The organism is Metabacillus sp. SLBN-84 (assembly GCF_053629595.1).
The window spans coordinates 1,857,939-1,883,744 of the sequence record NZ_JBRJIP010000001.1 but is presented as its reverse complement, the minus strand read 5'-3'; the positions used below and the strand labels follow the sequence as shown (position 1 = coordinate 1,883,744).

Annotated in this window: 29 protein-coding genes and 2 pseudogenes; 6 read left to right on the top strand and 25 right to left on the bottom strand. The window is 45.2% G+C overall.

The annotated features are described in order from the left end of the window. Window positions 1–21: 21 nt before the first annotated feature. On the bottom strand, window positions 22–978 hold the full coding sequence (locus RKD52_RS09630) for a nucleoside hydrolase (RefSeq protein WP_454099535.1): 957 nt from the start codon (window positions 976–978) through the stop codon (window positions 22–24). A gap of 120 nt (window positions 979–1,098) precedes the next feature. Between RKD52_RS09630 and RKD52_RS09625 the strand changes: the two genes are divergently transcribed. Further along, window positions 1,099–1,605 (top strand): PCYCGC motif-containing (lipo)protein, encoded by a 507-nt coding sequence (locus tag RKD52_RS09625; protein ID WP_454099534.1) that lies wholly within the window; start codon window positions 1,099–1,101, stop codon window positions 1,603–1,605. 72 nt (window positions 1,606–1,677) lie between these two features. On the opposite strand, the gene RKD52_RS09620 is transcribed toward RKD52_RS09625, so the two are convergent. The 4 genes from RKD52_RS09620 to ilvA form a co-directional block, all read right to left on the bottom strand. Then, window positions 1,678–1,938 carry a hypothetical protein gene (locus RKD52_RS09620; protein ID WP_454099533.1) on the bottom strand — a complete coding sequence of 87 codons (261 nt, stop codon included), beginning with the start codon at window positions 1,936–1,938 and terminating at the stop codon, window positions 1,678–1,680. Window positions 1,939–1,955: 17 nt separating this feature from the next. Next, window positions 1,956–2,798 carry a DegV family protein gene (locus tag RKD52_RS09615; RefSeq protein WP_454099532.1) on the bottom strand — a complete coding sequence of 281 codons (843 nt, stop codon included), beginning with the start codon at window positions 2,796–2,798 and terminating at the stop codon, window positions 1,956–1,958. 775 nt (window positions 2,799–3,573) lie between these two features. Beyond that, a complete protein-coding gene (locus tag RKD52_RS09610) occupies window positions 3,574–3,825 on the bottom strand; it encodes a DUF2535 family protein (RefSeq protein ID WP_454099531.1) in 252 nt (83 codons plus the stop codon). A 90-nt stretch (window positions 3,826–3,915) separates the two neighbouring features. Then, window positions 3,916–5,184 carry a threonine ammonia-lyase IlvA gene (ilvA, locus tag RKD52_RS09605; protein WP_454099530.1) on the bottom strand — a complete coding sequence of 423 codons (1,269 nt, stop codon included), beginning with the start codon at window positions 5,182–5,184 and terminating at the stop codon, window positions 3,916–3,918. A 111-nt stretch (window positions 5,185–5,295) separates the two neighbouring features. Here ilvA and RKD52_RS09600 point away from each other — a divergent pair, with 111 nt between their 5' ends. The 3 genes from RKD52_RS09600 (at window position 5,296) to trhA (ending at window position 7,322) form a co-directional block, all read left to right on the top strand. Further along, the gene (locus RKD52_RS09600; protein ID WP_454099529.1) at window positions 5,296–5,523 is read left to right on the top strand and encodes a hypothetical protein; all 228 of its coding nucleotides are present in this window, start codon (window positions 5,296–5,298) and stop codon (window positions 5,521–5,523) included. Between the two features lie 103 nt (window positions 5,524–5,626). Continuing rightward, window positions 5,627–6,697, top strand: coding sequence for a sigma 54-interacting transcriptional regulator (locus RKD52_RS09595; protein WP_454099528.1), 1,071 nt, complete (start codon window positions 5,627–5,629; stop codon window positions 6,695–6,697). Beyond that, window positions 6,681–7,322 (top strand): PAQR family membrane homeostasis protein TrhA, encoded by a 642-nt coding sequence (gene trhA / locus RKD52_RS09590; protein ID WP_454099527.1) that lies wholly within the window; start codon window positions 6,681–6,683, stop codon window positions 7,320–7,322. Before RKD52_RS09595 ends, trhA begins: the two co-directional genes overlap by 17 nt. 21 nt (window positions 7,323–7,343) lie before the next feature. Here trhA and RKD52_RS09585 read toward each other — a convergent pair whose 3' ends face one another. The 4 genes from RKD52_RS09585 to RKD52_RS09570 form a co-directional block, all read right to left on the bottom strand. Further along, on the bottom strand, window positions 7,344–8,069 hold the full coding sequence (locus tag RKD52_RS09585; RefSeq protein ID WP_369733648.1) for a lysophospholipid acyltransferase family protein: 726 nt from the start codon (window positions 8,067–8,069) through the stop codon (window positions 7,344–7,346). Window positions 8,070–8,294: 225 nt separating this feature from the next. Further along, window positions 8,295–8,786: a dihydrofolate reductase gene (locus RKD52_RS09580; RefSeq protein WP_454099526.1), complete on the bottom strand. Its 492-nt coding sequence runs from the start codon at window positions 8,784–8,786 to the stop codon at window positions 8,295–8,297. Continuing rightward, window positions 8,783–9,577: a thymidylate synthase gene (locus tag RKD52_RS09575; protein ID WP_454099525.1), complete on the bottom strand. Its 795-nt coding sequence runs from the start codon at window positions 9,575–9,577 to the stop codon at window positions 8,783–8,785. Before RKD52_RS09575 ends, RKD52_RS09580 begins: the two co-directional genes overlap by 4 nt. 26 nt (window positions 9,578–9,603) lie before the next feature. Further along, a complete protein-coding gene (locus RKD52_RS09570) occupies window positions 9,604–10,347 on the bottom strand; it encodes an anthrax toxin lethal factor-related metalloendopeptidase (RefSeq protein WP_454101181.1) in 744 nt (247 codons plus the stop codon). A 145-nt stretch (window positions 10,348–10,492) separates the two neighbouring features. Here RKD52_RS09570 and RKD52_RS09565 point away from each other — a divergent pair, with 145 nt between their 5' ends. Further along, on the top strand, window positions 10,493–10,648 hold the full coding sequence (locus tag RKD52_RS09565; protein WP_454099524.1) for a hypothetical protein: 156 nt from the start codon (window positions 10,493–10,495) through the stop codon (window positions 10,646–10,648). Window positions 10,649–10,694: 46 nt separating this feature from the next. On the opposite strand, the gene RKD52_RS09560 is transcribed toward RKD52_RS09565, so the two are convergent. The 16 genes and pseudogenes from RKD52_RS09560 to RKD52_RS09485 form a co-directional block, all read right to left on the bottom strand. After that, entirely contained in the window at window positions 10,695–11,471 is a 777-nt protein-coding gene (locus RKD52_RS09560) for a TerC family protein (protein ID WP_454099523.1), read from the bottom strand. Between the two features lie 178 nt (window positions 11,472–11,649). Further along, complete coding sequence (locus tag RKD52_RS09555) at window positions 11,650–12,174, bottom strand: phosphatidylglycerophosphatase A family protein (protein WP_029280458.1); 525 nt, start codon at window positions 12,172–12,174, stop codon at window positions 11,650–11,652. Between the two features lie 16 nt (window positions 12,175–12,190). After that, a complete protein-coding gene (locus tag RKD52_RS09550) occupies window positions 12,191–12,778 on the bottom strand; it encodes a YpjP family protein (RefSeq protein WP_369734083.1) in 588 nt (195 codons plus the stop codon). 285 nt (window positions 12,779–13,063) lie between these two features. Continuing rightward, complete coding sequence (locus RKD52_RS09545) at window positions 13,064–13,189, bottom strand: YuzL family protein (protein WP_454099522.1); 126 nt, start codon at window positions 13,187–13,189, stop codon at window positions 13,064–13,066. Window positions 13,190–13,216: 27 nt separating this feature from the next. Next, window positions 13,217–13,998 (bottom strand): annotated as a pseudogene (locus tag RKD52_RS09540) (class I SAM-dependent methyltransferase). Window positions 13,999–14,122: 124 nt separating this feature from the next. Further along, on the bottom strand, window positions 14,123–14,557 hold the full coding sequence (locus tag RKD52_RS09535) for a BrxA/BrxB family bacilliredoxin (protein ID WP_454099521.1): 435 nt from the start codon (window positions 14,555–14,557) through the stop codon (window positions 14,123–14,125). A 74-nt stretch (window positions 14,558–14,631) separates the two neighbouring features. Continuing rightward, window positions 14,632–16,344: a dihydroxy-acid dehydratase gene (ilvD, locus tag RKD52_RS09530; protein WP_454099520.1), complete on the bottom strand. Its 1,713-nt coding sequence runs from the start codon at window positions 16,342–16,344 to the stop codon at window positions 14,632–14,634. Window positions 16,345–16,729: 385 nt separating this feature from the next. Further along, window positions 16,730–17,476, bottom strand: coding sequence for a type I methionyl aminopeptidase (gene map, locus RKD52_RS09525; RefSeq protein ID WP_454099519.1), 747 nt, complete (start codon window positions 17,474–17,476; stop codon window positions 16,730–16,732). Between the two features lie 31 nt (window positions 17,477–17,507). After that, complete coding sequence (locus tag RKD52_RS09520) at window positions 17,508–18,212, bottom strand: class I SAM-dependent methyltransferase (protein WP_454099518.1); 705 nt, start codon at window positions 18,210–18,212, stop codon at window positions 17,508–17,510. A gap of 148 nt (window positions 18,213–18,360) precedes the next feature. Beyond that, on the bottom strand, window positions 18,361–19,485 hold the full coding sequence (locus RKD52_RS09515; RefSeq protein WP_454099517.1) for a conserved virulence factor C family protein: 1,125 nt from the start codon (window positions 19,483–19,485) through the stop codon (window positions 18,361–18,363). 79 nt (window positions 19,486–19,564) lie between these two features. Beyond that, window positions 19,565–20,215, bottom strand: a complete 651-nt coding sequence (locus RKD52_RS09510; RefSeq protein ID WP_454099516.1) for an HD domain-containing protein — start codon at window positions 20,213–20,215, stop codon at window positions 19,565–19,567. A gap of 13 nt (window positions 20,216–20,228) precedes the next feature. Further along, a complete protein-coding gene (locus tag RKD52_RS09505; RefSeq protein WP_454099515.1) occupies window positions 20,229–21,077 on the bottom strand; it encodes a DegV family protein in 849 nt (282 codons plus the stop codon). A 59-nt stretch (window positions 21,078–21,136) separates the two neighbouring features. Next, on the bottom strand, window positions 21,137–22,000 hold the full coding sequence (locus RKD52_RS09500) for an amidohydrolase family protein (RefSeq protein WP_454099514.1): 864 nt from the start codon (window positions 21,998–22,000) through the stop codon (window positions 21,137–21,139). 57 nt (window positions 22,001–22,057) lie between these two features. After that, window positions 22,058–22,541: pseudogene (locus RKD52_RS09495) on the bottom strand (glutathione peroxidase). A gap of 2 nt (window positions 22,542–22,543) precedes the next feature. Further along, window positions 22,544–23,044: a hypothetical protein gene (locus RKD52_RS09490; protein ID WP_454099513.1), complete on the bottom strand. Its 501-nt coding sequence runs from the start codon at window positions 23,042–23,044 to the stop codon at window positions 22,544–22,546. Beyond that, window positions 23,044–24,720, bottom strand: a complete 1,677-nt coding sequence (locus tag RKD52_RS09485) for a formate--tetrahydrofolate ligase (protein WP_454101180.1) — start codon at window positions 24,718–24,720, stop codon at window positions 23,044–23,046. Before RKD52_RS09485 ends, RKD52_RS09490 begins: the two co-directional genes overlap by 1 nt. Before the next feature lie 139 nt (window positions 24,721–24,859). Between RKD52_RS09485 and metA the strand changes: the two genes are divergently transcribed. Beyond that, entirely contained in the window at window positions 24,860–25,768 is a 909-nt protein-coding gene (gene metA / locus RKD52_RS09480) for a homoserine O-acetyltransferase MetA (RefSeq protein ID WP_454099512.1), read from the top strand. The last annotated feature ends 38 nt before the right edge of the window (window positions 25,769–25,806 follow it).

Genomic DNA, 25,806 nt, shown 5'->3' with positions numbered 1-25,806 from the left:
ATGCCTGGCATGAAAAGGATTTCATTCCTTTCTCATAATCTTTTGAAAATCAGACACAAATGCCCCGTAATCAAATTTAACGGCAATTCTGTGCACCGGGTAGTCTGCGAGCATTTTATACGGCCTGAAATCAGCGATGCTCTGGCCCCTGGCATACTCGGATTCTACGATTACCTTCACCGGTTTTTCCACATAGGTAATTTTATCTTCCCTGACTGCGCCCCAGAATGCCAGAAGATCGTGAAGCGGGCCGCCTGCGATATCCGGATTGTTTGTTTTATAAAAATTCGTATAGTAATCAATCATCGGTTTCAAGATCTGGCCAAACTGATTATTTGTGTCTTTGTAGAATTGATCCAGTTCCTGAATAACCTCATCCGGAATGATTGCGTAATTTGTAACATTCAGCGGGAAAATAGAGACCTTATTCGCAAGGGTCAAAACAAGATTTGCTGCTGAAGGATCGCCGTAGAAGTTTGCTTCTGCAACAGGTGTTACATTGCCGGGATATAAAAAGGCGCCGCCCATAATAATGATATCTTTCACCCTTCCGACAATGTTCGGAAATAAAACAAATGCCGTTGCCAGCGACGTAAGGCGTCCTACATTTACGATTGTGACATCATAGTTATATTGAGTGATCAATGATCGGATCATTTCAAAGTTTTCAAAATTGCCAACCGGAAATTCTCCTTCCGGTATGATGGGTCCCAGCCCCTGTTCGCCATGGATCTCCGGATAGTAGACAGGAATTTCTCCGGTAAGGGGCCTTGCTGCGCCTCCAATAAGCGGAATGTTTTCCGTTTTTGACAGCTTTGCCAAGTATTGCGCTGTTTTTAAAGCCGTCTGCTTGGAAACGTTCCCGTAGTCTGCCACAATGCCGATGATATCTGTATCGTCATCAAAATAACTGAACATCAGCGCCGTGATATCGTCCACTCCAAAATCGCCAAAAAACAGCACCTTCTTCGTTCCCATCTCTTCCCCCCTTTTTCTTACTGTATGAGAAGAAATTCAATATTTGTTCAAAAGTTTAGAAGTACCGCCTCTTCTGAAGTGTGTTAGAGTAAAGATAATCAAGTAAAGCAGGTGACCGAAATGAAAAAGAAAATCCCATTCTTCATGACCGCTTTTCTGTCATGTTCTCTTATTCTCTCAGGCTGTCAGGAATCTGCCGGCAACGAAAACCACGAAGACCACAGCAGTCATTCATCATTTAAAAACAGCGGAGACATCCGCGAGGAAACGCCTTCAGCGGAAGTTCTCCCTGCATTTCTGGATAAGCAGCCTGACGAAATCAAAACTCTTTATGCAGCGGCAGCCAGACATGAGGATCTGCTGAGTTATATGCCATGCTATTGCGGCTGCGGCGAATCCGCCGGGCACAAAGATAACGGGGACTGCTTTATTAATGAACGGAAAGAAGACGGCACTATTGTCTGGGACGACCACGGCACAAAATGCGGTGTGTGCCTGGAGATTGCCGCCAAAGCCATTATCGAACGCGAAAAAGGCACCTCTGTAAAAGAAGTGCGGCAAATGATTGATGAGCAATATAAGGAAGGGTATGCTGAGCCTACGGATACTAAACTGCCCGGAGTATAAGCAGAGGCAGCTCATATGTGAGACAAGACCCGGGAATCGTGATATTCCCGGGTCTTTTTGGGGTTGCGGAACCTAATTTGGAGGACCGTAAGAATTCATAGTTGAGCCTGAACCGGACAGAAACCCGGATTGCTCATCCTGTTTAGAATCCTCAGGAAGTGTCATTCCGGATTTTCTGCTGAAATAAATGGCAAGAGCCGACAGGATGAAAACCGGGGAAAGAATCAGCAGCCAAAGCATATTTGATTCACCTTCTTTCATTAGATTAATACTAATACGGATGTCTGGAGTTAAAGTTTCAGAATCTTCAAAAAAAGGCGCACGATTGCTCATGCGCCTTTTCTCTTTATCTATTCAGCATAGTACATAAAACCAATAGCTCCTGGACCGGTGTGAGTTGAGATAACCGGCGTTGTGAAATGGACATCAATTGGATAGTCTGCGTTCATTTCATGCAGGGCATTTTTTAAATTGGTCGCAAGTGTCAGAGAATCCGCGTGCACGATTCCGACAGCTTTAACCGTTTTGTTTTTTACATCCTCTGCAAATTGTTTTGCAAGATACTTAACAATTTGTGAATGGCTTCGCACTTTTGTAACCGGTGTGTATACACCATCTGCCAGAGAGGCAATCGGCTTGATGTTCAGCAGGGATCCAATCATGGCTTTTCCTCTGCCGATACGGCCTCCTTTTACAAGGTTCTCAAGCGTGTCAACCGTTACAAATAGGCTTGTGTTGCGACGGATTTCCTCCAACCGCTCAAGAATTTCTTCTTTAGAAGCCCCGTCCTGTGCCATCTTAGCAGCTTCAATGACCTGGAAGCTTAGCGCTCTTGAAATGAACATAGAATCAACAACGGTCACATCTGCATCCGTCATTCCGGCTGCACTCTCTGCAGAACGGACAGTCCCGCTCATACCGCCTGTCATGTGAATAGAGATGATGCTGCTTCCGTCAGATGCAAGCTTGTCGTACATCTCCACAAACTTCCCTGCAGGCGGCTGCGAGCTTTTTGGGAGCTCGTCCGCTTTTTTCATCTTTTCAATAAATTCAGCAGGCTGAATATCTACACGGTCAAGGTACGATTTTCCATCTATCACAATCGTCAGCGGAACAACGTTAATCTCATATTTCTCAAGAATGTCCTGACTCAAATCTCCGGTTGAATCAGTCACAATTTTCACTTTTGTCAACGGTATCACTTCCCTATTATTCTTGCTACCTTGTATTATACATTCAAATAAAGATGTTTCAATCGAAATCGCATACAAACTTATGGAAACTGCCAACTTTGCAGGCTTCAGACTTTTTACTGTACACAAAAGACTGTTTTTTCATCATACCAGTCTTTGTTTTTTCTGACAAATATCTGTATAAAATGAACTCTCGCAGCGCGATTCCATAGGCAGGTCCAGTGGGTTGATTACCTTCTCAGATTGTTTTATGGTTTGCGAGGGTACGATTTTCTCCGTAGCTTACCCTCTCAAATCGAGATTCGTTATCCGAGGGTACGATTCGGGCATTTGCTTCCCCTCCCAGATCGAGATTCAATATCCCAAGGTACGATTCGGGCATTTGCTTACCCTCCCAGATCGCGATTCAATATCCCAGAGTACGATTCGGGCATTTGCTTACCCTCCCAGATCGCGATTCGATATCCCAGGGTACGATTCGGGCATTTGCTTACCCTCCCAGATCGCGATTCGATATCCGAGGGTACGATTTACTCATTTGCTTACCCTCCCAGATCGAGATTCGATATCCCAGGGTACGATTCGGGCATTTGCTTACCCTCTCAAATCGAGATTCGATATCCGAGGGTACGATTCGAGCATTTACTTACTCTCTCAAATCGCTTCTCGGTTTCGCAGGGGAAGATTCACTGGCTTGTATGCCGCATCGCATGGCACACTCCTCTTCCCCCCAGGCAAAATGAAAGAGCGCATGCCCGGGGCATGCGCTCTTGTGCTATGCATTATGCTTTAATGTGACTGGCTGATAGATGGCTTCATAATCGGTCCATTTGACGGTTCTTTTTAAGTAGTCTTTAAATGAGTAAACAGCGTTTGGTTTCGGTTTTGCAGTAATCTTTGTCAGGAAGGACTGCAGACGGCTTTGAACGAGAAATCGGTATTGATTATCTTCCTCCAATACTGGAATATCTGTGATCTTTACCTTATGTCCATTTAACAGCTTGAACTCTAGGCTTTTGAATAACAAGTTATCAATCCTCTTTTTCACCCGTTTCTTATATTATACCCCAACGGCTTTAAGAAATCTGTCTAATTGTGTCAGGAAGGATGAAATTTTTCAGATGAAAAGATGGAACAGGCTGCTGTCTTTTTTCACTTCTGTGTACGGGAATCCTTTGCGGTTCATTCTTTCGATAAGGCCGCTGTAATCTTCCCTTTTTTTCAGTTCAATCCCTACAAATGCAGGGCCGCTGTCACGGTTGTTTTTCTTTGTATATTCAAATCTTGAAATGTCATCATCCGGGCCGAGGACTTCATCCAGAAATTCTCTGAGTGCGCCTGCACGCTGCGGGAAGTTGACAATAAAATAATGCTGCAGGCCTTCGTACATAAGCGACCGCTCTTTCATTTCCTGCATCCGTCCTATGTCGTTGTTCCCTCCGCTTACGATGCAGACAATGTTTTTTCCTTTAATCTGGTCACGGCAGAAGTCCAGGGCGGCAATCGGCAGGGCACCGGCAGGCTCCGCTACGATCGCATTTTCATTGTAGAGGCTGAGAATGGTCGTGCACACTTTGCCTTCCGGAACAAGAACCGTGTCATCCACAACGGACCTGCAGATGGAAAAATTGCTGTCTCCTACTCTTTTTACTGCAGCTCCGTCTACAAATTTATCAATTTTATCAAGCTCAACCACTTTGCCGGCTGAAATGGATTCCGCATATGACGGAGCTCCCTCCGGCTCAACGCCGATGATCTTCGTGCCTGGGGAAACCTGCTTAAAATAACTGCCGACGCCTGAGATCAGGCCGCCGCCCCCGATGCTCGCAAACACGTAGTCCATCTCAGCATCTGCGTCATTCAAAATTTCAAGGGCAATCGTACCCTGTCCTGCTATCACGTCGAGATCGTCAAACGGATGGATGAAGGATCTTCCTTCGGCCTCGCTGCACTCTCTCGCTTTTTTGTAAGAATCATCAAACGTGTCGCCTGTGAGAATGATTTCAATGTGCCCGCGGCCAAAAAGCTCCACCTGTGAAACCTTCTGCCTCGGCGTGGTTGACGGCATAAAGATTTTGCCGTGAATGTTCAGCTGTTTGCAGGAATAGGCAACGCCCTGTGCATGATTCCCGGCGCTTGCACAAACAATACCGTTAGCCGTTTCCTGTTCTGAGAGCTGCTTGATCTTGTTGTATGCCCCTCTTAATTTAAATGATCGGACAATCTGAAGGTCTTCTCTTTTCAAATAAACGCTGCACTCATATTTTTCAGAAAGACGCTCGTCTTTTTGGAGAGGCGTGTGGACGATTACATCCTTTAACAAATGGTGCGCCTTTAGGATGTCAGCCACATGAAGTGCGGGTTCAAGATTCATCATTTGTTTCATTCGGAAAATCCTTTCTGCATCTGGAGTTTAATTGAAACATTATATCATGAATATTCAAAATTAAAAGTTATTATTAAAAAATTCACACAATTATTTAACATTGGAGGGTTTATGATGGAATTTGAACTGAAATCAGCAGGCAGTGCCATTCCATGCCTGGTCACAGCAGACGCAGATAACGGCCGGTATATGATCCGGAAAGAGGATACGAGCGGGGAAGTATTTAACTCCGTGCAGGAACTGAAAGAGTGGATCAGGCTGAACTGGACGGAATCTCAATTTGAAAATCCAAAGCAGTTTACATACATGCTTGAAAATCTTAAAACGCTGGAGCAATAGCTTGCATTTTTATTAATATTCTGTAAAGATGTTTTTATTGGTTCCATTTAGTTGCAATTGGGTGTTATAATGAAACCAATTAGAACATTCGAGGAGCAAACATATGACACTTGAAAAATTAATCGGCGAACACCCTCTGTTTATTGAAAAAAAATCACTTGCCAAAAAAATGGCTGCGGCTGATCTGCCTGTCATGCTTGAAGGCCCCGTAGGAAGCGGCAAGCAAACATTTGCACACGCGATACATCTGGCTTCTGAGAGATCCTCCCGCCCTTACGCTTCTGTTAACTGCAGTACATATTCTGAAGCTGCTCTTTATGAAGAGCTTTTCGGCTCAGATCAAAGGAGCGGTCTGATCGAATCTGCAGATGGAGGAACTGTTTTCCTTCATGAAATCTCAGGTTTAAGCCTGGACCTTCAGGCTCAGCTTCTGAGAGTCCTTCAGACAAAGCAAACAAAAAGAACAGGGTCTTCACCTTCCGTTCCGTCAGACATCCGGATCATTGTTTCTTCTTCTCAGGATTTAAAAGCTCTTGTAGAAAATGGAACTCTTCGTCAGGATTTTTATTATCATGTGAATGTGCTCCGACTGACACTTCCTCCATTAAGCGAGCGAAAGACGGACATCCCGCTTCTCTCTGCCTTTTTTATAAAGGAAAGAGGGCATGAGGTGCGCATTGATAAGACGGTCAGTGAAATTCTTTTGGGCTATTCATGGCCCGGCAATATTCTTGAACTCAGAAACACGATGGACTACTTGCTTACGGTTTGCGACGGCAGATCCATTCAGCTGCATGATCTTCCGAAGGATCCCTTTCTTTCAAAGGAGACGGAAAGCAAAAAAGAACCCAAGAAGACAAAAGATAAGCCCTTAACGATGATGGATAAGCAGGAATACCTGTTTATTCTCGAGTCGATCCGGGATTCAAATGAAGACGGGGACCCTGCCAGCAGGAGAACCATCTCCGACAGCAGCAAACAGACAAAAAACCCGCTTACACCTCAGCAGGTCAGGCACAGACTGGATTTTCTTGAAAGAAATGAGTATGTGACAAAGGGCCGCGGCCGCGCAGGCACTAAAATAACGCTTGAAGGCCTTGATTTTCTTCAGTCACTGAGTCAGAACCTTGAAACGATTCAAAAGGAGGCAGCTAAAGATGGAATACTCGATTAAAGAAGAAATTGCAAATGCGATCACCCATGGAATCGGTGTGCTTCTAAGCATCCCGGCTCTCGTTTACCTGATTATCTTTGCCGCTAAATACGGAGATGCGTGGCACGTTGTCAGCTTTTCCATTTTTGGGGCAACGATGATCCTGCTTTACTTGTTCTCTACCCTTCTCCATGCCATTCCGCACAGAAAGGCAAAGGATGTCTTTGAAATACTGGATCACTCGGCCATCTATCTGCTGATCGCCGGAACGTATACTCCATTTCTTCTTGTTCCTCTCCGTGGAACGCTTGGATTTACGCTGCTCGGCATTGTATGGGGTCTTGCGATTGCAGGCATTGTGCTGAAGATCTTTTTTGTAAAGCGATTTATCATCCTTTCAACACTTGCATACATTCTGATGGGCTGGCTGATCATTGTTGCGATTAAGCCTTTATATGCCTATTTAAGCCCTGAAGGCTTCGGACTGCTGCTGGCAGGAGGTCTGCTCTATACAATCGGCGCTGTCTTCTACGTATGGAGGAAGATCCCCTACCACCATGCAATCTGGCACGGATTTGTTCTTGCAGGCAGTGCCGCTATGTTCTTCTGTGTTTTGTTTTATGTCACAGATGTACCGTTCATTTAAATTTCCGTTCAAAAAAAACACTCAGGAGGGATTCCTGAGTGTTTTTGCAATGGTCTGCCTTAGTTCTTCAGCCGTTGTTTTTAAGTCACGGCCTGTATAGTCCTCGGCCTGAACCGGCTTGCAGACAATGACTTTGACTTGGGACGGCTTAAATCTCCATCCGCCCTGTTTTTCCATAATGTCATACGTTCCGTCAATCGCAACCGGCACAATCGGAACCCCCGCTCCTGCAGCCATTCGGAGAGCACCTGTTTTAAATTCGGCCAGATCGTCCCCTTTGCTTCTTGTTCCCTCCGGAAAAATAATCAGGGAGTGGCCCTCTTTCAGTTTTTCGCTTCCTTCTTTCAAAGACAGCAGAGCCTGGCGTTTATTTTTGCGGTCAACAAAAATACAGTTCATGACTTCCATCCATTTGGGAAGAAGGGGCAGTTTTTTCACCTCTGTTTTCGAGAGAAATCCTGCCGGTTTTTTAAGCGAACTCATTAAAACCGGTATATCAAAATTGCTTTGATGGTTGCTCACAATGAGGACGGGACCGTCGGGCATGTTATGTTCTCCTTCTACCTTCACCTTAGAACCTGAAGACCTGATTAACGATGCTGCCCAGTTTTTAGGGAGTGTGTGCGCCGCTTCGTCTCTTTTTTCGACGGAAAGGCGCGGGTCAAGCTTTTTCACACGGCTGAGTTCCGGCAGGCTGCAGATTAGATAGCCAATCCCGTACAAAACCGTCACTAACATTCTGATCATTTGATTGTTCCTCCTGATGTCCCGATAAGAAGCCTCCCTATTATACGGGAGGCTTTTTTCACTGTTATTGAAATTATAACGAATTAAAGTCTGTGTATAACAATAACAAAGTTATCTTCGTCCAGCTCCAGCGCCTAGATCCTCTGTCAGAACAAATCCGTCAAAAAAATCAAACCAGGACTTTTCCGCCGGATTTGTTCTGCCTATCGGAGCGGGCCTTGGCGCTTACGCTTTTGATGTTTCATAAATAATAAATTCATAATCATACGGATTCTTCTCGTCTTTTGGCCCTTTTTCACGGCTGATGACACGGTAATTTTCTTCTTTAAATTCCGGGAAAAATGTATCGCCTTCAAACGTATCATGAATCTTCGTTATATACAGCCTGTCTGCAAGGTGCAGGCATTCTTTGAAGATTTCTGCTCCGCCGATGATGAACAGATTCTTCTCATTAAGTGACTGATCACCTAGCACATCACCCAGCTCATGAATGACCTTTGTGCCTTCCTGAGAATACTGTCTATTCCGTGTCAGAATGATATTTTCTCTTCCCGGAAGAGGTTTGCCGATTGATTCAAAGGTTTTCCGCCCCATCAGGACCGGATGTCCGAGCGTCACCTTTTTAAAGTAGGCGAGGTCTGCGGGTATTCGCCACGGCAGATCATTGTTGCGTCCGATGAGATGATTTTCATCCATTGCGACAATCATCGAAATCATACGCTGACAGCCCCTTTAATATGCGGATGAGGTTCATAGTCTTGAAGTGTGAAATCTTCAAATGTAAAATCAAAGATCGATTTCACGTCCGGATTGAGCTTCATTTTCGGCAGCTTTCTGACATCGCGCGTCAGCTGCAGATCGACCTGTTCAAGGTGATTTTTGTAGATATGAACATCCCCGAAGGTATGAACAAATTCACCCGGCTCCAGGTCCGTCACATGGGCCACCATCATCGTCAGCAGCGCGTATGAGGCAATGTTGAACGGTACGCCGAGGAAGACATCAGCTGACCGCTGATAAAGCTGGCACGATAGCTTTCCGTCGTTTACATAAAACTGAAAAAAACAGTGGCATGGCGGCAGTGCCATCTTGTCGACATCTGCCGGGTTCCACGCGCTCACGATCAGCCGTCTTGAATCAGGGTTGGTTTTAATCTGATCAATCAGCTTTGCAATCTGATCCACTGTTTCCCCGTCTGCACCTTCCCACGAGCGCCATTGGCGTCCGTAAACAGGGCCGAGTTCGCCATTTTCATCAGCCCACTCGTTCCAGATGCGCACTCCGTTATCCTGAAGATACTTTACGTTCGTATCTCCCCTCAAAAACCAGATCAATTCGTGAATAATGGATTTTAAGTGAAGCTTTTTCGTTGTCAGAAGAGGGAATCCTTCGCTTAGGTCGAATCTCATTTGGTAACCGAACGTACTGATTGTTCCGGTGCCTGTCCGGTCTTCTTTCACCGTTCCATTTGAAAGAACATGCTTGCATAAATCCAAATATTGCTTCATTTAAAGACACTTCCTTCGTTTTCATACTAGTGATAATTGTATCGGAAGTCTGTCCCGTTTTCTACCGTTGATTTATAAAGATTTGCGATAAACTGATGAGAAAGCGGCGCCATTTCTTTCAGCTTTATTCTTGTCTCCCTGCTGTGATAATACATCGCAAAGATCTCGGCAAAATATTCTTCCGGAAACCTTGTGAAATAGGTTTGGTCAGAAAACAGCATGCCGGCTTCTTTTTTCCATATATTCAAATAAAGCGGATTGCTTCTGACCCGGGAGAAAACGTTGAGATCTGCAGCATGGGCAAATTCGTGCAGTTCAAGTGACACCGATCCATGTCCCATACCGTATTCGCTCATGCCGATCTTCACGTACACTCTGTTATCCTCTGTCATGCCCGGAACGCTTTCCCAGCCTGTTTCTTCACTGCGCCCCTTTGGTGTTAATCCATCCAGATGCTTAAGCCCTTTTTCTTCGGTCAATTTCCCTTCGAACAGCTTAATGACCACACCTTGCTCCTTTGCAGCATTGAGAATGGCAGGATGGATATGATGAAGGTTTTTCAGCATCTTTTCTGCTTCCTGCTCCTTGATGCTTTGTTCCGGCAAATAGACCATTTCGTTCAGCGGGGAGCCTGCAGGTATCGCTGATGTTTCCAGAATAAGAGGATGTTCTTTCAGAAGCTGACCGGAGGGGATACTTACGGATGTATAGGAATAGAAGGCAAACGCTGCTGTAATGGAGAGGCTTGCCAAAATAAGATATCGTTTCATCACATATGTATACCTCCTTTATCCGTTCTATATCCTTATGAAAATAGTAACATATTGAATACACCCTTCCCATATTCTCTGTCCTGTCACTTTTACGGCAATTCCGCCATATGATGGAAATTATCATGGAAATTAGGTGATTTTGATGAGGATGCTAATAAACCGGAGAATTCCATACAGAGAAAGGCAGCAGCTGACAGAAGAAGTCATTGAAGTCATGACGTTAAAGAGCTACATGGTCCTTGACGGTCTTACTTCGATTGGATTGATTGCGCTGTTTTCAATGCTCTTCTTGGGATAAAAACCAAATAAAAAAGCCGCACGAATGCAGCTTTTCACTTTGAAGATTATAAGCCAGTGCTGTTGCTGTGGCTTGATTTTTTGCGGAAATAGTTTAGAGCGAATGTACCTGCAAACATCACAAGGATGACGATGAAGAATACAGAGTGCTCAATGTGAATGTGTGCTACAGCCAGACCCATTTTAACTGCAATCAGAGCAATAAGAATGTAGGCTGTTGTTTCAAGCTCAGGTACTTTGTCAATCAGTTTCAGGAATACACCGGCTACTCCACGCATCATAAGCACGCCGAAAATTCCTCCAAGAAGAAGAACCCAAACTTCTTCGCTGACGCCGAATGCCGCAAGAACGCTGTCTACAGAGAACGCGATATCCATTAATTCGACTGCAACAACTGTACCCCAGAACGTACCGAAAAGACGGATAAGCAGGCCGTTTTTATTGATTCCGCCGTGCTCTTCTTCACCTTCGGCATTTTCTTTTCGTTTATCCATGAAATATTTAATTGCAAGCCATGCAAGATATGCTGCACCTAATATTTTTACCCACCATAGTTTGATCAGGAATACCCCGACGCCAATGGCGATGAAACGGAAGATGTATGCTCCGAGCAAACCATAGAATAAAGCTTTTTTGCGCTGTTCTTCAGGCAAATGTCTAACCATAACAGCCAGTACCAGAGCATTATCTGCTGATAAAAGACCTTCGAGAATAATCAGTGTTCCAATTAGTCCCCAGGAAACCGGATCTGTAAGTACCTTAACCCACATATCCCAATCAAAAAAAAGTGCGTATGTTTCAAGCATGCCTTCCAAAATTGCCATTTTCCATTTCCTCCTAAACTTCACATTAACTTTTTCATTATACTGAAAAATAGATTGCTTGTTAAGTATTTTCACTTTTCTTCATGAAAAAGACTCTTTTAAGCTGTCTGCCTAACTTAATACGGATGAGCCCGGAAAAGGTTTCAAAAAAAATATGCACCTAAGAGGTGCACATTTTTTATACTGTGGCTTTTGCATCGCGGCCGTCCGCTATGTCCCGTGCTCTATGAGCCATCCGGCTTGCTGCGGCTGCGGCAAGTGCGGCCACAAGATCATCGAGAAAGGTATTGACGCGGTTTCCGCCATGTTCATCAAGCGCTTTAATAATGCCGAACTTTTCTTTGTCCAGATATCCGAAATTGGTCAAGCCTATGGAGCCGTACACATTCACGATGGAAAGCGGAATGATTTCATCGATGCCGTAGAGCGGTTCGTCCGTTTCAACAAGATGCTGAAGCGGCTGCGGCAGCAGATTCTGCTCCGCCAGCTGATCCAGCGCCAGCCCCGTGAGGACGGCATGGACAATTTCCCTCTTGTTCAGAACTCTCTCTACGTTTTCAACACAATCTTCAAGTGTAATATCAGGGATATATTTCTTCTGCAGCGTCATGACGATCTCTGCGATATCAGTCAGCGCCACGCCCCTGTCATACAGCATTTCTTTTGTTGTTTTCACCATTTCATCAATCGTGTATTTGCCCACTAGACATTGCACCCCTTTAATGTGTCATCCAGTTTGGAGGCATATTCTGATTCCAGTAGATGCTTCCAAGTTCGTGATGCTTCTGAAAAGAATCATGGTGCGTGTGGTAATGAAAGTTAAACCAGTATCCCTGCTTTGGAGGGTGGTCGCGGCGAACGTGAAATCTTAAGATGTCCTCACCGGTTTCTTTGTTATACAGGTGAAAGATTTTTTCGCCTTTTCCATCAGCAGGTTTTTTGGAAATCACTAAATCCCTGATGTCCTCATCCGAATAGTCTTCAGCATACTCCCTGATGGCTTCTTCCATTTTCGGAAGAATGATCTGCCTGAATTCATCCTCGATTTTCATTCCGATTTTGTCTCCGAATTTCTGAAAAGACTGGTTTTCCGCCGCTTCTAAAAAAGAGGAAATGTACTCTTCTTTGGACGGAACCTGCCAGTAAGCGGTTTCATCAGCATATACGGGTTTTGGCGGTGCATTTAATTTAACGGAAGAATCTTCAGATGAGCGGTCCTCAACTGTCAGGGCTGCCGGAGGAGCAACCATTCCGAAGGTTGCAATAGTGAATAAGATGACAAGCGTTTTACGCATCCATTTGTTCATCATGCCGTGTCTTCCTCCAAGTCTTCCTATAATACTATTATTCTATCATAAATAAATTCTTTATTTATAGAATTTTTTTGAAAAAGCGACCTTCTAATGGTTTTAAATCCAAATGAAAACGTTTAAACTAAAGGAGAAGCTGGAAATAAAAACCTAGAGTGTTTGGAGTGAATCAGAATGGAATCCGTCTTTATTATTGCATCATTCGTGACACTGGCTTATTTTATTTTCACTGAAATTACGGACTGAAAAAAGCTCATGGCATCTGCCATGAGCTTTTTCGTTTTAACGCTTTTGCTTTTTGGATGCAGAAGATTGTTTTCTTCCTGCTTCTGAAGCCGTTGTTCCCTGTCCTTCAGTTTCAGGTGAACCAAGCTGTGATTTAGATGGATCGCTTTTTTGTTTTGACATTGGATGAGCACCTCCTCATCCTATTTTTCACAGATCTTTTGTTTCTATCACACCATAATGAAATTTAGCTGATTTTCTTTTAATAAAACCTGAAAGCCGAGCTCGTCAAATGACGGGCTTTTCCAATGATCCTTTAAAACAACCCTTTTTGCGGCAACCCGTTTGGCTTCCTTTATCGTGTCTTCCGCAATTGGAGAATACTCGCTCAGCGACCTCAATCGTCCGATCCCATCAGATTCTGTGATTGCTTCTTCAAACATGGGATCGAAGTAAACGACATCGAAAGAATTCGCATCCAGTCCCTTCAGCAGATCAAGATGATTCCCGCTTTTGACTTGTATTCTCCGCATGCAGTAATCAAACTCATCCACTCCCGTTTCCCACGTTTCAAGTCCTTTTTCTACGAGATATGCTACGAGCGGATTCGCTTCTGCTGCTGTTACGTTCCCTTTTGATCCGACTGCATAGCTTGCTGTGATGCTGTCAGAGCCAAGACCAAGCGTGCAATCCAAAAACGTGTCACCCGGTTTCAGATCAGCTGCTACAATAAGGGGATCATGCTCTCCTTTTTGAAGCCTCTTGAGTCTGAACATGGCTGAATTGGGATGAAAGAAAAACGGCTCCGCTCCTCCTCTTTTATGCCATTCCAGCCTGTTCTTTCCGACCACGAGCACATCTCCGTGCTCTTCTGACAGCGTCTGTACGGACTGTTTCTTCCGGCTGATATAAGCTGCCTTCAGGTCATTTGCTATTCCTTCTGCAAGCCGGATCATCGAAGGATTCGTCCTTCCGGCGGTTGTGACAATCACAGGCTTTCACCTCCCATTTAAAGCGCGGGTGCCCGTTTCTTCTGGACAGGACCCCTTGGATTGCAGATGCGCCATTTTCAAGTCATGACAAAGGGATGCCTGCTTCCAGGCATCCCGATAATCCTTATTTAGCTGAGTCAAAGGCGCTGAGAAGATTTTCCATAATGTTCTCGATAGTATTTCCTTCGATTTCATGACGAGGGATAAAGTGAACAACTTTATCTCCCTTTAAAAGCGCCATTGAGGGAGAAGATGGTTCGTACCCTTCAAAGTAGCCTCTCATTGCAGCCGTAGCTTCTTTGTCCTGCCCTGCAAACACCGTCACAAGGTGGTCCGGCGCATTTTCAGCCTGCATAACCGCCTGAGTTGCAGCCGGTCTTGCAAGTCCTGCTGCACAGCCGCAGACAGAGTTGACTACTACAAGAGTCGTGCCTTGTGCCTTCTCCATAAACGCTTTCACATCTTCTTCAGCCGTTAATTCCTGAAACCCTGCATTTGTAAGCTCTGCACGCATTGGTTTCACCATTTGACGCATGTATTCTTCATATGCCATTGACATTTGTCATTCCTCCTAAGCCTTCGCATGTAGTAAAAGAATACTACAGGTGGAATGACAATTCAACAGACGGGCCCTCAGCGGGTTTTGGCAGGTTCTTTTGCCTCTTCAAATGCATCTGTCACCGCACCCTGTGATGCACAGGAAACGGTTCTTGCATATTTGCCGAGGACACCGCGGTTTCTGAGAGGAGGAGCGCTCCATGAACCTTTTCTTTCAGCAAGCTCTTCATCCGACACATGCAGATGAAGTTCACGCTTATCGCTGTCAACCGTAATAAGATCACCATTTTTCACAAGGGCAATCGGTCCGCCGACCTGTGCTTCAGGCGTAATGTGCCCGACTACAAGACCATGAGTCCCGCCGGAAAAGCGGCCATCTGTCAGCAGTGCTACGCTCTCTCCAAGGCCTTTGCCGACAATGATGGATGACAGGGACAGCATCTCAGGCATACCCGGTCCGCCTTTAGGGCCCTCATAGCGGATAATAAGCACATCACCTGCGGTCACTTCGTTTGACATCACAGCTTCTGTCGCTTCAATCTCTGTATCAAATACCTTTGCAGGCCCTGTCATTTTCGTTACTTTCAGACCGGAAACTTTTGCAACCGCCCCGCTTGGCGATAAGTTCCCTTTCAGAATCACAAGCGGCCCGTCTTTTCTCAATGCCTGCTCAAGAGGATAGATGACGTCCTGTCCTTCTCTCAGGCCTTCCATTTCACGCAGGTTTTCTTCTACTGTTTTTCCTGTTACTGTCAGACAGTCTCCGTGCAGAAGCCCTGCTTCAAGTAAAAGCTTCATAACAGCAGGTACTCCGCCTGCTTCGTGCAGATCCTGCATGACATATTTTCCGCTCGGCTTCAAATCTGCTATATGAGGCACTTTGCGCTGCAGACGCTCAAAATCCTCAAGCGATAGTTCTACATTGATTGAATGGGCAATGGCCATGAGATGAAGAATGGCATTTGTTGATCCTCCAAGCGCCATCACGACCGTAATCGCATTTTCAAATGCTTTTTTCGTCATGATGTCTTTCGGGTAAATATCCTGCTCAAGCATGCGGTATACGGCTTGTCCAGCCTCATAACAGTCATTTTGCTTCATTTCTGTTTCAGCCGGGTTTGAAGAGCTGCCCGGCAGACTCATTCCCATCGCTTCGATTGCAGATGCCATCGTATTCGCCGTGTACATGCCTCCGCAAGAACCTGCGCCAGGGCATGCATGACATTCAATTTGGTGCAGACCGTCTTTGTCGATGTCTCCGTTGTTGAATTTTCCGACGCCTTCAAACGCAGATACAATGTCAATATCTTTATCATTTAAGCGGCCCGGTTTAATCGTGCCCCCATATACGAATACCGCCGGCACTTCAGCGCGTGCGATGGCGATCATGCATCCGGGCATGTTTTTATCACAGCCCCCAATGGCAACAAATGCATCGAGATTTTCAGCTCCGACTACCGTTTCAATAGAGTCCGCAATCACGTCGCGGCTCGGCAGTGAATAGCGCATGCCTTCTGTACCCATTGAAATGCCGTCAGAAACCGTAATTGTGCCGAAAATCATGCCTGCGCCGCCTGCAGTGTTTACGCCTTTTTTAGCCAGCTGGGCAAGTTTATCAATATGTATATTACATGGAGTTACTTCGCTCCATGTAGAGGCGATGCCGATCATCGGTTTCTGGAAATCTTCATCTTTCAACCCAACCGCACGAAGCATGGCACGATTCGGCATTCGTTTCATATCGTCGCTGATTACTTTACTCTTGATTCTCAAATCTTTTTTGCTCACTTACATCACCCCATTAAATTGGTATTGTTATATACTATAGTCCGAATTCTGCCGTATTTCAACAATATTCGAATAATTTACAAAAATAAAATAGCTTGAAGTTTTTTCAGATCCATAACGTGATGTGATTTGATGGAAGGGTGCCTTAGCTTAGATAGATGGTAATGCCCTTGAGACTGTATTCCAGAAGTTCTAACGCTTTGGTTTGTTCCCTTCAGAACATGCTGATCTTCATGAAGGGTCATTACCTATCTGCTTTATTCCCCTCAGAATCTAAAAGGCACTATACAGAGCACAATAACTTCAAGTATCTGTATTTATTAAAAATTGCTTCAAATAGATTTTCTAAGAGGCAAAAAAATAACGATCTCCATCTGGAAATCGCTTAATGTTCTGTCAAAATAAGTGGCCCATCTTTCGTAATGGCCACAGTATGCTCATATTGGGCTGAAAGTTTTCCGTCCACTGTCCGGGCAGTCCACCCGTTGTCGTCCATTTTTGAATACCATGTTCCTTCATTCACCATCGGTTCAATGGTAATGACCATTCCTTCCCTGAGTCTGAGGCCTTTTCCGGGCATTCCGTAATGCAGCACGGTCGGTTTCTCATGCATCGCCGGTCCAATGCCGTGACCAGTGAAATCTCTCACCACTGAAAAGGATTCACCTTCTGCATATGTTTGAATGGCGTGGCCGATATCACCAAGCCTGTTGCCGATCACTGCCTGCTCAATCCCTTTATACATGGCCGTTTTTGTGACATCCATTAATTTCAGCGCCTGATCAGATACATTTCCTACTGCATGTGTCCACGCCGAGTCTGCTAGAGCACCGTTTACATTCACGACAAAATCGACCGTTACAATATCACCGTCTTTTAAAGGCTGATTTCTCGGGAAGCCGTGGCAGATTTCATCATTAATCGATGCACACGTGGCAAACTCGTAGCCTTTATAGCCTTTCTGCTCAGGCACCGCTCCGTGGTCGGCAAGGTACTTATCCACGAAGGAATCAATCTCAAGTGTCGTTACACCGGGTTTCAAAAGCTTTGAAACCTCTTTATGGCACGAAGCAAGCAGCTTTCCCGCTTCGTGCATCCGGCTGATTTCTCTTTCGCTTTTTAAAATAATCATCGAACGTCTCCTCTTGGAATTGGTCCTCTTCTTATGATCTTGCAGTTGCCCTAATCATTATAAAATGAGGGTTATTCGTTAAATATTCATAGTTTGCAGGATTTTTTTCATAGAAACTTTCAGCAGGCTTAAGTTCAATCAGTTCATCTATTGAAAAAAAACGGCTCGTTTCCGTGACGATTTTTTCCAGAGGTTTTCTGTAAAAACTCACATCAAATGTCTGACCTGACTTTTTCCAGGTATCATGCAAAAGTTCTTCGCTGAAATAGTTCTTGCACTCAAACAGTTTCCAGTCCATAAATGGATGGTGAGTGGAAAAAAGAAGCCAGCCTGATGGTTTTAGAACTCTGGAAAATTCGCTTAATACAGGCTTCCAGTCTTTACAGTAATGAAGCGTAAGTGAACTCACAATGCCGTCAAATGAGGCATCAGCAAAAGGAAGAGTCTCTGAGAGGTCGTGACAGATCATTTTTGCACGCCCTCCCGTTTTCCTGATGGCCGCTTCAATCATATTGGGGCTGATATCAACGCCCGTCACCTGCGCTCCTCTTTTTTGCAGCTGATCCGAATACCAGCCGGCAGAACAGCCGGCATCAAGAATACTCGAGCCGTTCAGGTTTTCAGGAATATTAGCCATCATAGCAGGCCTTTCATAATCTGTATTATAAAGACTGTCCGTTTCGGTTTCATAGATCCTTGCAAGTCGGTCAAATGCTTCTTTTGTCTTATTCGGCATATGAGATTTTCCCCCATCGTTTTTTCATCAATCGCTAAGAAACCTCGCTAAAATAATATGGCCAAAGTCTTAGAATGGGTCTTTCCATCTTAGAAAAAAACTCTGCAAAAAGACTAAATCCACTAAGTGATTTAGTCTTTCAGCCGTCTTATTGCTGTCTGCTTTCTGTCATCTGTTTCCAGACGGAGCCTTTTGCCTCTTCTCCGCCTTCAATTCGTTCAATGGCCATTTTCACTTGAAGACTGACCTCGAATTCAGAATCGTTTTCGGCCTCTTTTAGTGCGCTCAATGAGCGCTCATCGCCGACTTCATATAGGAACATGGCTGCACGCCATCTGACGAGCTTGTTTTTGTCTTTAAGGGCAAGCATCATTTCTTCCATCGCTGCAGGGTCACCGATGTCTGATAGGCAGTCGCCGGCGGTTCTGCGAACGGTAACCGATTTGTCTTTCAGGGCTTTATACAGGTAAGGAAGCACAGAAGGCTCCTCGATCATGCCGAGATATACAGCAGCAAGTCTCCGGATTGAGGCCTTTTCATCTGATAATGCTTTATTTAAAACAGGGAGATCGCTCTCCTTTGGATCCATTTGCTCAAGATGCGCATAGCGCACTGTCCATTCCGGATCCTCGAGCATGTCCTCTGTCACCGTGTATGATTTGCGGGCTGGAACCGGTTCAGACTTGTCCTTTTTCAAAAGAGCTTCTGTAAGCTTTGTCAGCCGCTCTTCTGTATAGGCTGCCTGCAGCTCTTCAGTGACGTCTTTTCCAATTTCATCAAAGTCGCCATACCTTACTCCCTGTTCCTTCCACTTTCTTTCAAGCACAACATTGTCAGCGTTCTGCTGCGCAGCAAGAACAGCTTTTTGAAAACGCTCGGGAAGTCCGAACCTCTTTTCTGTCTCGCCGTCAGAAAGCTTTACCTGCATCGGGATGCCGCTGAACATCTGAACGTGGACATTGACCTCGCCGAAATGATCATTGATTTTTGAGCTGGAATCAGCTTTATCTTCCGTCTCTTCGCCGAATGCAGCACGGACTTTGGGAAGAATCTCTTTCCAGTCGAATTTGGCATTGCGTTCTACTGCCAGGAAATCCGCCACGTGATATACGCCTTTAACGCCTTCCACTTTGAGGATCTCCTGGATGACGCCGGGTGCACCTTCAGCTGTTTCAGGCTTATAATTGCTGCTTTTCCCGCCCGGCAGCTCCTCATCCAAAATGACTTTCATCGTATTTGGGCTCGGTGTCGGTTCAATTGATTTAATATTCAAGCCATGTCACTCCTTGTTTCGTGTCTGCATCCATTCTAACATAGCTGTAATTGCTCTTGCCATTTAGAGAAACCGCACGTCACGAGTTCCTTCCGGGCCCTTCCCATTCAAGGTAAAATTGCTTGAGATAGGCAACCATAAATTGATGGCGCTGAAGGGCCAGAACCCTTCCTTCCTCTGTATTCATGAGATCTTTCAGCTTCAGGAGTTTTTCGTAAAAATGATTGATGGACGTAGAACGATCCGAGCGGTATTCTTTTTCAGTCATGCTGCTCCTGACAGGCATGTCCGGATCATGAATGAGGCTGCCTTTTGATCCTCCGTAGGAAAAGACTCTTGCTATTCCTATTGCCCCCATAGCATCAAGCCTGTCGGCATCCTGGACGATCTGCGCTTCAATGGAAGAAACCTTTTCCCTGTTGCCCCCCTTAAATGAAATGGAAGTAATAACTGCCAGAATGTCACTGATAGACGACTGATCGAGTCCTTCCCTTTCAAGCAGGGCTGCGACTTCTTCGGTACTCATCCGGATATCATCTGACAGCTTTTCGTCAATCACATCATGAAGGAGAGCAGAAAGTTCAACAACAGATTGGCTGCACGCGTATTTTTTCGCTAGATTAACAGCCGTCCTTCTTACTCTTTCAATATGGTGCCAGTCGTGGCCTGTGCCTTCTTTTTTCAGGCGATCCTTTACGGTGCGTTCGATGTTTTCAATAATTTCTTTCAATTTAAGACACTTCCTATTCTTGGAACCAGGATACGCCGGCTACGTCTTCGCCTGTATGAACACCGATTGTTGTGCAAAGCGGCACAAGCTTGACCGGAATTTTGGGAAATTCTTTCACAAGCGTGTCATGCAGGCGGTCGGCCTTGTCGCGTTTTGAGGTAAACATCACCGCAATTTCGCGGATTGAATGTGTTTGACTGCCTTTTTTGATTTGACCTGCTATATACTGAAACGCTTTCTTTTCAGACCTGACTTTTTCTTCGGTAGAAAGCGACCCTGACTTAATGCGGATAATTGGCTGAATGTTTAAAAGACTTCCAAGATAATATTGAGTTCCGGTCATTCTTCCGCTCTTGTGAAGTCTTGTAAGGTCCCCGATCAGCACGTATGTATGGTGTTTCTCCTTAAGACTCTCAAGCTCTGTAACGATTTGTTCCGTCTCCATGCCTTTTTCGTGCATGAGAACGCCAGCTTTCACAATCCTTGTCAGTGGTTCAGTCAAAATAAGCGAATCAATAACCGTAACCGGTATTTCTGCTTCGCCTGCTGCCTGAACAGCAGAAGAGTAGGTACCGCTGAGAAGACTTGACAGGTGGATGGAAATCACTTCGTCATAGTCTTCTGCAAGCTTCCTGTAAAGCTCTGCAAAAGCGCCAGGCGGCGGCTGTGATGTGGTAATGGCATTTTCAGGTTTTTTAAGAAGCGGATATAATTCTTCCGGTGCAAGAGTCACACCGTCCAAGTAGTCTTCTCCATTAATGCATACAAGGAGAGGCACCCAGTATATGTCGGGGTGATCCCTGATTTCCTGATCAATGCTTGCCGTGCTGTCTGTTACCCATGCAATTTTTCTCCCCATCATCGTATTCCCCTTTCTCTTTAAGCTTTCAAACCCCTATTCTTAGTATTAGTCGAAAGAGTTTAGGATTCCTCTATTAAAAACTCATTTAATTTTGGAAATAGACGCAGGGCGTTATCGTAGAAGAAGAGCCCGTGATGTTCCTCCGGAATCAGTTCGCTGAACAGGTCAATGTATGGCTTAATTCCTATTAGCGGCCAGTCTGTCCCAAATAAAAGTCTGTCGTAGTGATCGCAGTAGGAAAGCGCATGAATGAGGTGATCAAAGAACCTCGTATTCTTTTTGGCGGCAATGGTCTTGTCCGTTCCGACAAGCAGTCCGGATAAATCAGCATGCATATTGTGGTTTTTGTTAATGACCTCAGCACCGTCAAGCACCCAGGGGTCTCCAAGATGCGCCATCATGAACTGGATATTCCGGTGTTCAACTGCCACTTCATCAAGAGTGAGAGGGTGGCTGTATTTGAGAAGACCTCTCTCTGAATAGGTATCGCCCGTATGAAAAACAACCGGAAGGCTGAATGCTTCTGCAAGCTCATAAACTGGTCCGTACACTTTGTCATAGGCATAAAAAGGATAGTATCCCAGATAAATTTTAATCCCGGCCGTCTGGGGGTGCTGGAGGGATTTCTCGAGCATCAGCAGGTTTTCTTCGCTGAGCTTATACGGATTAATTCCCTGACAGACGAAAAAATTCTTGGGCACATTTCCATCAAGGTCGACTCCCATTGGTGTTTGTGCAGCTTTATCCGGAAAAGCTCCGCCGGCTGTTTCTGTCACACCCATGGCAATGGCAGCTACAACTCCGGCATCTTCATATTCTTTCTGCAGCCCTTTCAGGGAATAATCCACAAAAGAAACGTCATCCCCTGTTTGCCTGAAGCTTTGAATCTCTGAAATGTGAATATGGGCATCAATGATTTTCACTGCTCATTCCTCCTTTATAAACGAAAAGAAGCCTCTATTGGCTTCTTTCCGGCGAATTTACTGCTGCAGCAGCTTCTGAATCGTTTCTTCCATTTCTTTTGGGTCTGTATTGGGAGAAAAGCGTTCAACAGCTTTTCCGTTACGATCTACGAGAAACTTAGTAAAATTCCATTTCACAGCCTTTGAACCGAGCAGGCCCGGTGCTTCATTTGTCAGATGGGTAAACAGCGGATGAGCCTTCGGGCCATTTACATCGACTTTAGCGAACATTGGTAAAAGAAACGCCATAGTTCAATTCGCAAAAGCTTTTAATGTCTTCTTCTGTCCCAGGTTCCTGGCTCATAAACTGATTGCACGGAAAGCCAAGGATTTCAAGCCCCTCCGGCTGATACCGTTCGTAAAGTTCCTGCAGCGCTTTGTACTGCGGAGTGAATCCGCATTTGCTCGCCGTATTCACAATCACAAGCACTTTTCCGCGGAATGCATCCATTGATTTATCATCGCCGCCAATTGTTTTTACATGAAGATCATAAATACTCAAAATCAACTTCCTCCTTCAACTATTTTTTCGAGAGTTGTGATAGCATGCTCTGTCATTGCCATCAGATCATCCACATGATCCTCGCTTATGCTCCGCCCGAACTGAACGTGATAAGCATGGCTGTACTCTTTAAACGGTACATCATACATCACCTGATGACGCACTTTAAAGTTGACCCCCCAGTCTTCTTCAATCATTCGTTTAGCAAACGTATACTCTTCTGCTGCTGTTTCATGAAAAGTGAGGCCAATCTCGCACGAATGTACATCATTGGTTTTCATCAGCTCCCCAGAAAGCTCCGGGAGGCTCATGGCGAGCCTGAATACCGCAGCTGCACCCTTTGATTCTTTCAGCTGAAATTGAATCTCATACACCCTTGACATCGCCGCAAGGTCTACAAGATCCTTTCTGCCTGTGACTGAAATGCTGCCGTCAAGATCCGCGTCGTAAACAGCACCTTCAAGAACCGTTTTTAAGTTATCAAATGCAGTCGGATCAAACATCAGAACAGCCCTGCCGCTTTCCCGTCTGCATCTACCGACATGCCGAGTGCCGCAGGCTTTTTCGGGAGTCCGGGCATTGTCATAATATCCCCTGTTAAGCATACGATGAACCCCGCTCCAATTGAAGGCTTCAGCTCTCTAATCGTAAGCGTGAAATCTTCCGGCCTTCCGATCAGTTCAGGCTGATCAGAAAGTGAATACTGGGTTTTTGCCATACAAACAGGGTGATGGGACCAGCCGTACCCGTCAAACTCCTTAAGCTGCTTTTTGGCTTTTGACGAAAATTCCACCGCTTTTGCCCCGTAAACGGTTTTTGCCACTTTTTCAACTTTGGCTTCAATACTGTCGGCAAGCTCATACAAATGCGAAAACTGATTTTTGTTTTCTGCAATCGTCTGAATGACTTTTTCAGCAAGTTCAATTCCACCTGCGCCGCCTTTTCCCCATACTTCGGAAAGAGCTGCAGGATGGGAATGGTCTGCGCACCAGGTAAGGAGCGCATCGATTTCTTCATCGGCATCGGATGTAAAACGGTTAATGGCAACCGTATATGGCAGCCCAAACTGCTGGATGGATTCAATATGTTTTGCAAGATTCGATGCTCCTGCAAGCATCGCTTCTTTATCAGGCTCCTGGAGCTGGTCCTTATTTACTCCGCCGTGCATTTTAAGAGCCCGGACGGTCGCTACGATGACTACTGCGGCAGGTTCAAATCCTCCTGCCCGTGTTTTAATGTGGAGAAACTTCTCTGCGCCGAGATCTGCTCCAAATCCAGCTTCTGTTACAACATAATCGCCAAGCTTGGCAGCCATTTTTGTTCCGAGAAGGCTGTTGCAGCCGTGGGCGATATTTGCAAACGGGCCGCCGTGAATGATCGCGGGCGTATGTTCAAGCGTCTGAACGAGGTTAGGCTTCAGGGCGTCTTTCAGCAAGAGCGCAAGCGCTCCCTCGAATCCAAGCTCTCCGACTGTGACCGGCTCCTTGCTGTATGTAAATCCTACAACGATCTCAGCAAGTCTTTTCTTTAAATCGCCAAGACCTGATGCAAGACAGAGAATGGCCATAATTTCCGATGCGACCGTTATGTCAAAATGATCCTCTCTCGGAGTTCCGTTAACAGGGCCTCCAAGACCGACAATGACATTTCGGAGTGCCCGGTCATTCAAATCCATGACCCGCTTCCACGTAATCCTTCTTGGATCAATCCCTTTTTCATTTCCCTGATGAATATGATTGTCAAGTAAAGCTGACAAAGCATTGTTTGCCGTTGTAATGGCATGAAGGTCTCCAGTGAAATGCAGGTTGATGTCCTCCATCGGAATAACTTGTGAATAGCCCCCGCCTGCAGCTCCCCCCTTAATTCCCATCGTCGGACCGAGTGAAGGCTCTCTCATAGCAATAACTGCTTTTTTCCCAAGCAGATTCAGCGCCTGGCCAAGGCCCACTGTTACCGTCGATTTGCCTTCTCCGGCAGGTGTCGGATTAATGGCGGTAACAAGGATGATTTTCCCGTCCGGAGCATCCTGCTTTCTTTTAAGAAGGTCAAGTGACAGTTTCGCTTTATATTTTCCGTATTGCTCCAGTTCATCTTCTAAAATATCAAGTTTTCCCGCAATTTCCTGTATTGGTTTTATCGCAGCTTCCTGAGCGATTTCGATGTCTGATTTATGTTTCATTTTTAGCACACAGCGCCCTACTTTCTGCTTAATAGATTGATTTCACGCACAATTGTAACACAAAAGCAAATTGAATTATTATTCCAAACTTTCTATAATAGAGAAAACTCTGAAATGTACAGAAAGTTGAGGTTCATTCATGCCTATAAATATTCCATCTGACCTTCCCGCAAAAGAAATTCTTGAAAAAGAAAACATCTTCGTCATGGACGATAAGCGAGCGTATCAGCAGGATATCAGACCGCTGAACATTGTGATCCTGAATATTATGCCCGAAAAACAGAAAACAGAAGTACAGCTGCTGAGGCTTCTTGGAAATTCCCCTCTTCAGCTGAACATTACATTTATGAGGCCTGAAACCCATACATCCAAAACAACGAAGGAAGAGCATCTGCAGCAGTTTTACACAACTTTTTCAAAGATCCGCCACAAAAAGTTTGACGGAATGATTGTAACAGGCGCCCCGATCGAGCACCTTCCTTTTGAAGAGGTTTCCTACTGGAACGAACTAAAGGAAATCTTTGAATGGACAAACAAGCATGTCACGTCCACTCTTCATATATGCTGGGGTGCTCAGGCAGGACTTTACTATCACTACGGCGTAAATAAATATAGTCTGGAAGAAAAATGCTTCGGTGTATTCGAACATGTCATTTGTAATGATTCTGTAAAAATTGTCCGCGGATTCGATGATCACTACTATGTGCCGCATTCCCGGCATACGGATATAAAGAGACAAGATATTGCGGCAGTTGAAGAACTAGACATTATAAGCGAATCGAAAGAAGCAGGCGTATGTCTTGTAGCGTCAAAGGATGCAAAGCACGTCTTTTTGACCGGCCACCCGGAATATGATCTCCTTACCCTGAAACAGGAATATGAGCGGGACCGGGCTAAAGGACTCCAGACGGCAGTTCCGGCCTCTTATTTTCCAAATAACGATCCGTCTGAAAAACCTGTTCAAAAGTGGAAATCCCATGCCCATCTCCTTTTTGCGAACTGGCTGAACTACTGCGTGTATCAGGAAACGCCTTACGAGTGGGAATGAGAAATGGAAAAAAACATCACACAAATTGGCTTTATTTG

Bases quoted from the DNA above. Each gene is read 5' to 3' on its own strand.
- RKD52_RS09630 (WP_454099535.1), bottom strand. From the start codon at position 978: ATGGGAACGAAGAAGGTGCTGTTTTTTGGCGATTTTGGAGTGGACGAT.
- RKD52_RS09625 (WP_454099534.1), top strand. From the start codon at position 1,099: ATGAAAAAGAAAATCCCATTCTTCATGACCGCTTTTCTGTCATGTTCT.
- RKD52_RS09620 (WP_454099533.1), bottom strand. From the start codon at position 1,938: ATGAGCAATCGTGCGCCTTTTTTTGAAGATTCTGAAACTTTAACTCCA.
- ilvA (WP_454099530.1), bottom strand. From the start codon at position 5,184: ATGAAACAAATGATGAATCTTGAACCCGCACTTCATGTGGCTGACATC.
- RKD52_RS09600 (WP_454099529.1), top strand. From the start codon at position 5,296: ATGATGGAATTTGAACTGAAATCAGCAGGCAGTGCCATTCCATGCCTG.
- RKD52_RS09595 (WP_454099528.1), top strand. From the start codon at position 5,627: ATGACACTTGAAAAATTAATCGGCGAACACCCTCTGTTTATTGAAAAA.
- trhA (WP_454099527.1), top strand. From the start codon at position 6,681: ATGGAATACTCGATTAAAGAAGAAATTGCAAATGCGATCACCCATGGA.
- RKD52_RS09585 (WP_369733648.1), bottom strand. From the start codon at position 8,069: ATGATCAGAATGTTAGTGACGGTTTTGTACGGGATTGGCTATCTAATC.
- RKD52_RS09580 (WP_454099526.1), bottom strand. From the start codon at position 8,786: ATGATTTCGATGATTGTCGCAATGGATGAAAATCATCTCATCGGACGC.
- RKD52_RS09575 (WP_454099525.1), bottom strand. From the start codon at position 9,577: ATGAAGCAATATTTGGATTTATGCAAGCATGTTCTTTCAAATGGAACG.
- RKD52_RS09570 (WP_454101181.1), bottom strand. From the start codon at position 10,347: ATGAAACGATATCTTATTTTGGCAAGCCTCTCCATTACAGCAGCGTTT.
- RKD52_RS09565 (WP_454099524.1), top strand. From the start codon at position 10,493: ATGAGGATGCTAATAAACCGGAGAATTCCATACAGAGAAAGGCAGCAG.
- RKD52_RS09560 (WP_454099523.1), bottom strand. From the start codon at position 11,471: ATGGCAATTTTGGAAGGCATGCTTGAAACATACGCACTTTTTTTTGAT.
- RKD52_RS09550 (WP_369734083.1), bottom strand. From the start codon at position 12,778: ATGAACAAATGGATGCGTAAAACGCTTGTCATCTTATTCACTATTGCA.
- RKD52_RS09545 (WP_454099522.1), bottom strand. From the start codon at position 13,189: ATGTCAAAACAAAAAAGCGATCCATCTAAATCACAGCTTGGTTCACCT.
- RKD52_RS09535 (WP_454099521.1), bottom strand. From the start codon at position 14,557: ATGTCAATGGCATATGAAGAATACATGCGTCAAATGGTGAAACCAATG.
- map (WP_454099519.1), bottom strand. From the start codon at position 17,476: ATGATTATTTTAAAAAGCGAAAGAGAAATCAGCCGGATGCACGAAGCG.
- RKD52_RS09520 (WP_454099518.1), bottom strand. From the start codon at position 18,212: ATGCCGAATAAGACAAAAGAAGCATTTGACCGACTTGCAAGGATCTAT.
- RKD52_RS09505 (WP_454099515.1), bottom strand. From the start codon at position 21,077: ATGATGGGGAGAAAAATTGCATGGGTAACAGACAGCACGGCAAGCATT.
- RKD52_RS09490 (WP_454099513.1), bottom strand. From the start codon at position 23,044: ATGTTTGATCCGACTGCATTTGATAACTTAAAAACGGTTCTTGAAGGT.
- RKD52_RS09485 (WP_454101180.1), bottom strand. From the start codon at position 24,720: ATGAAACATAAATCAGACATCGAAATCGCTCAGGAAGCTGCGATAAAA.
- metA (WP_454099512.1), top strand. From the start codon at position 24,860: ATGCCTATAAATATTCCATCTGACCTTCCCGCAAAAGAAATTCTTGAA.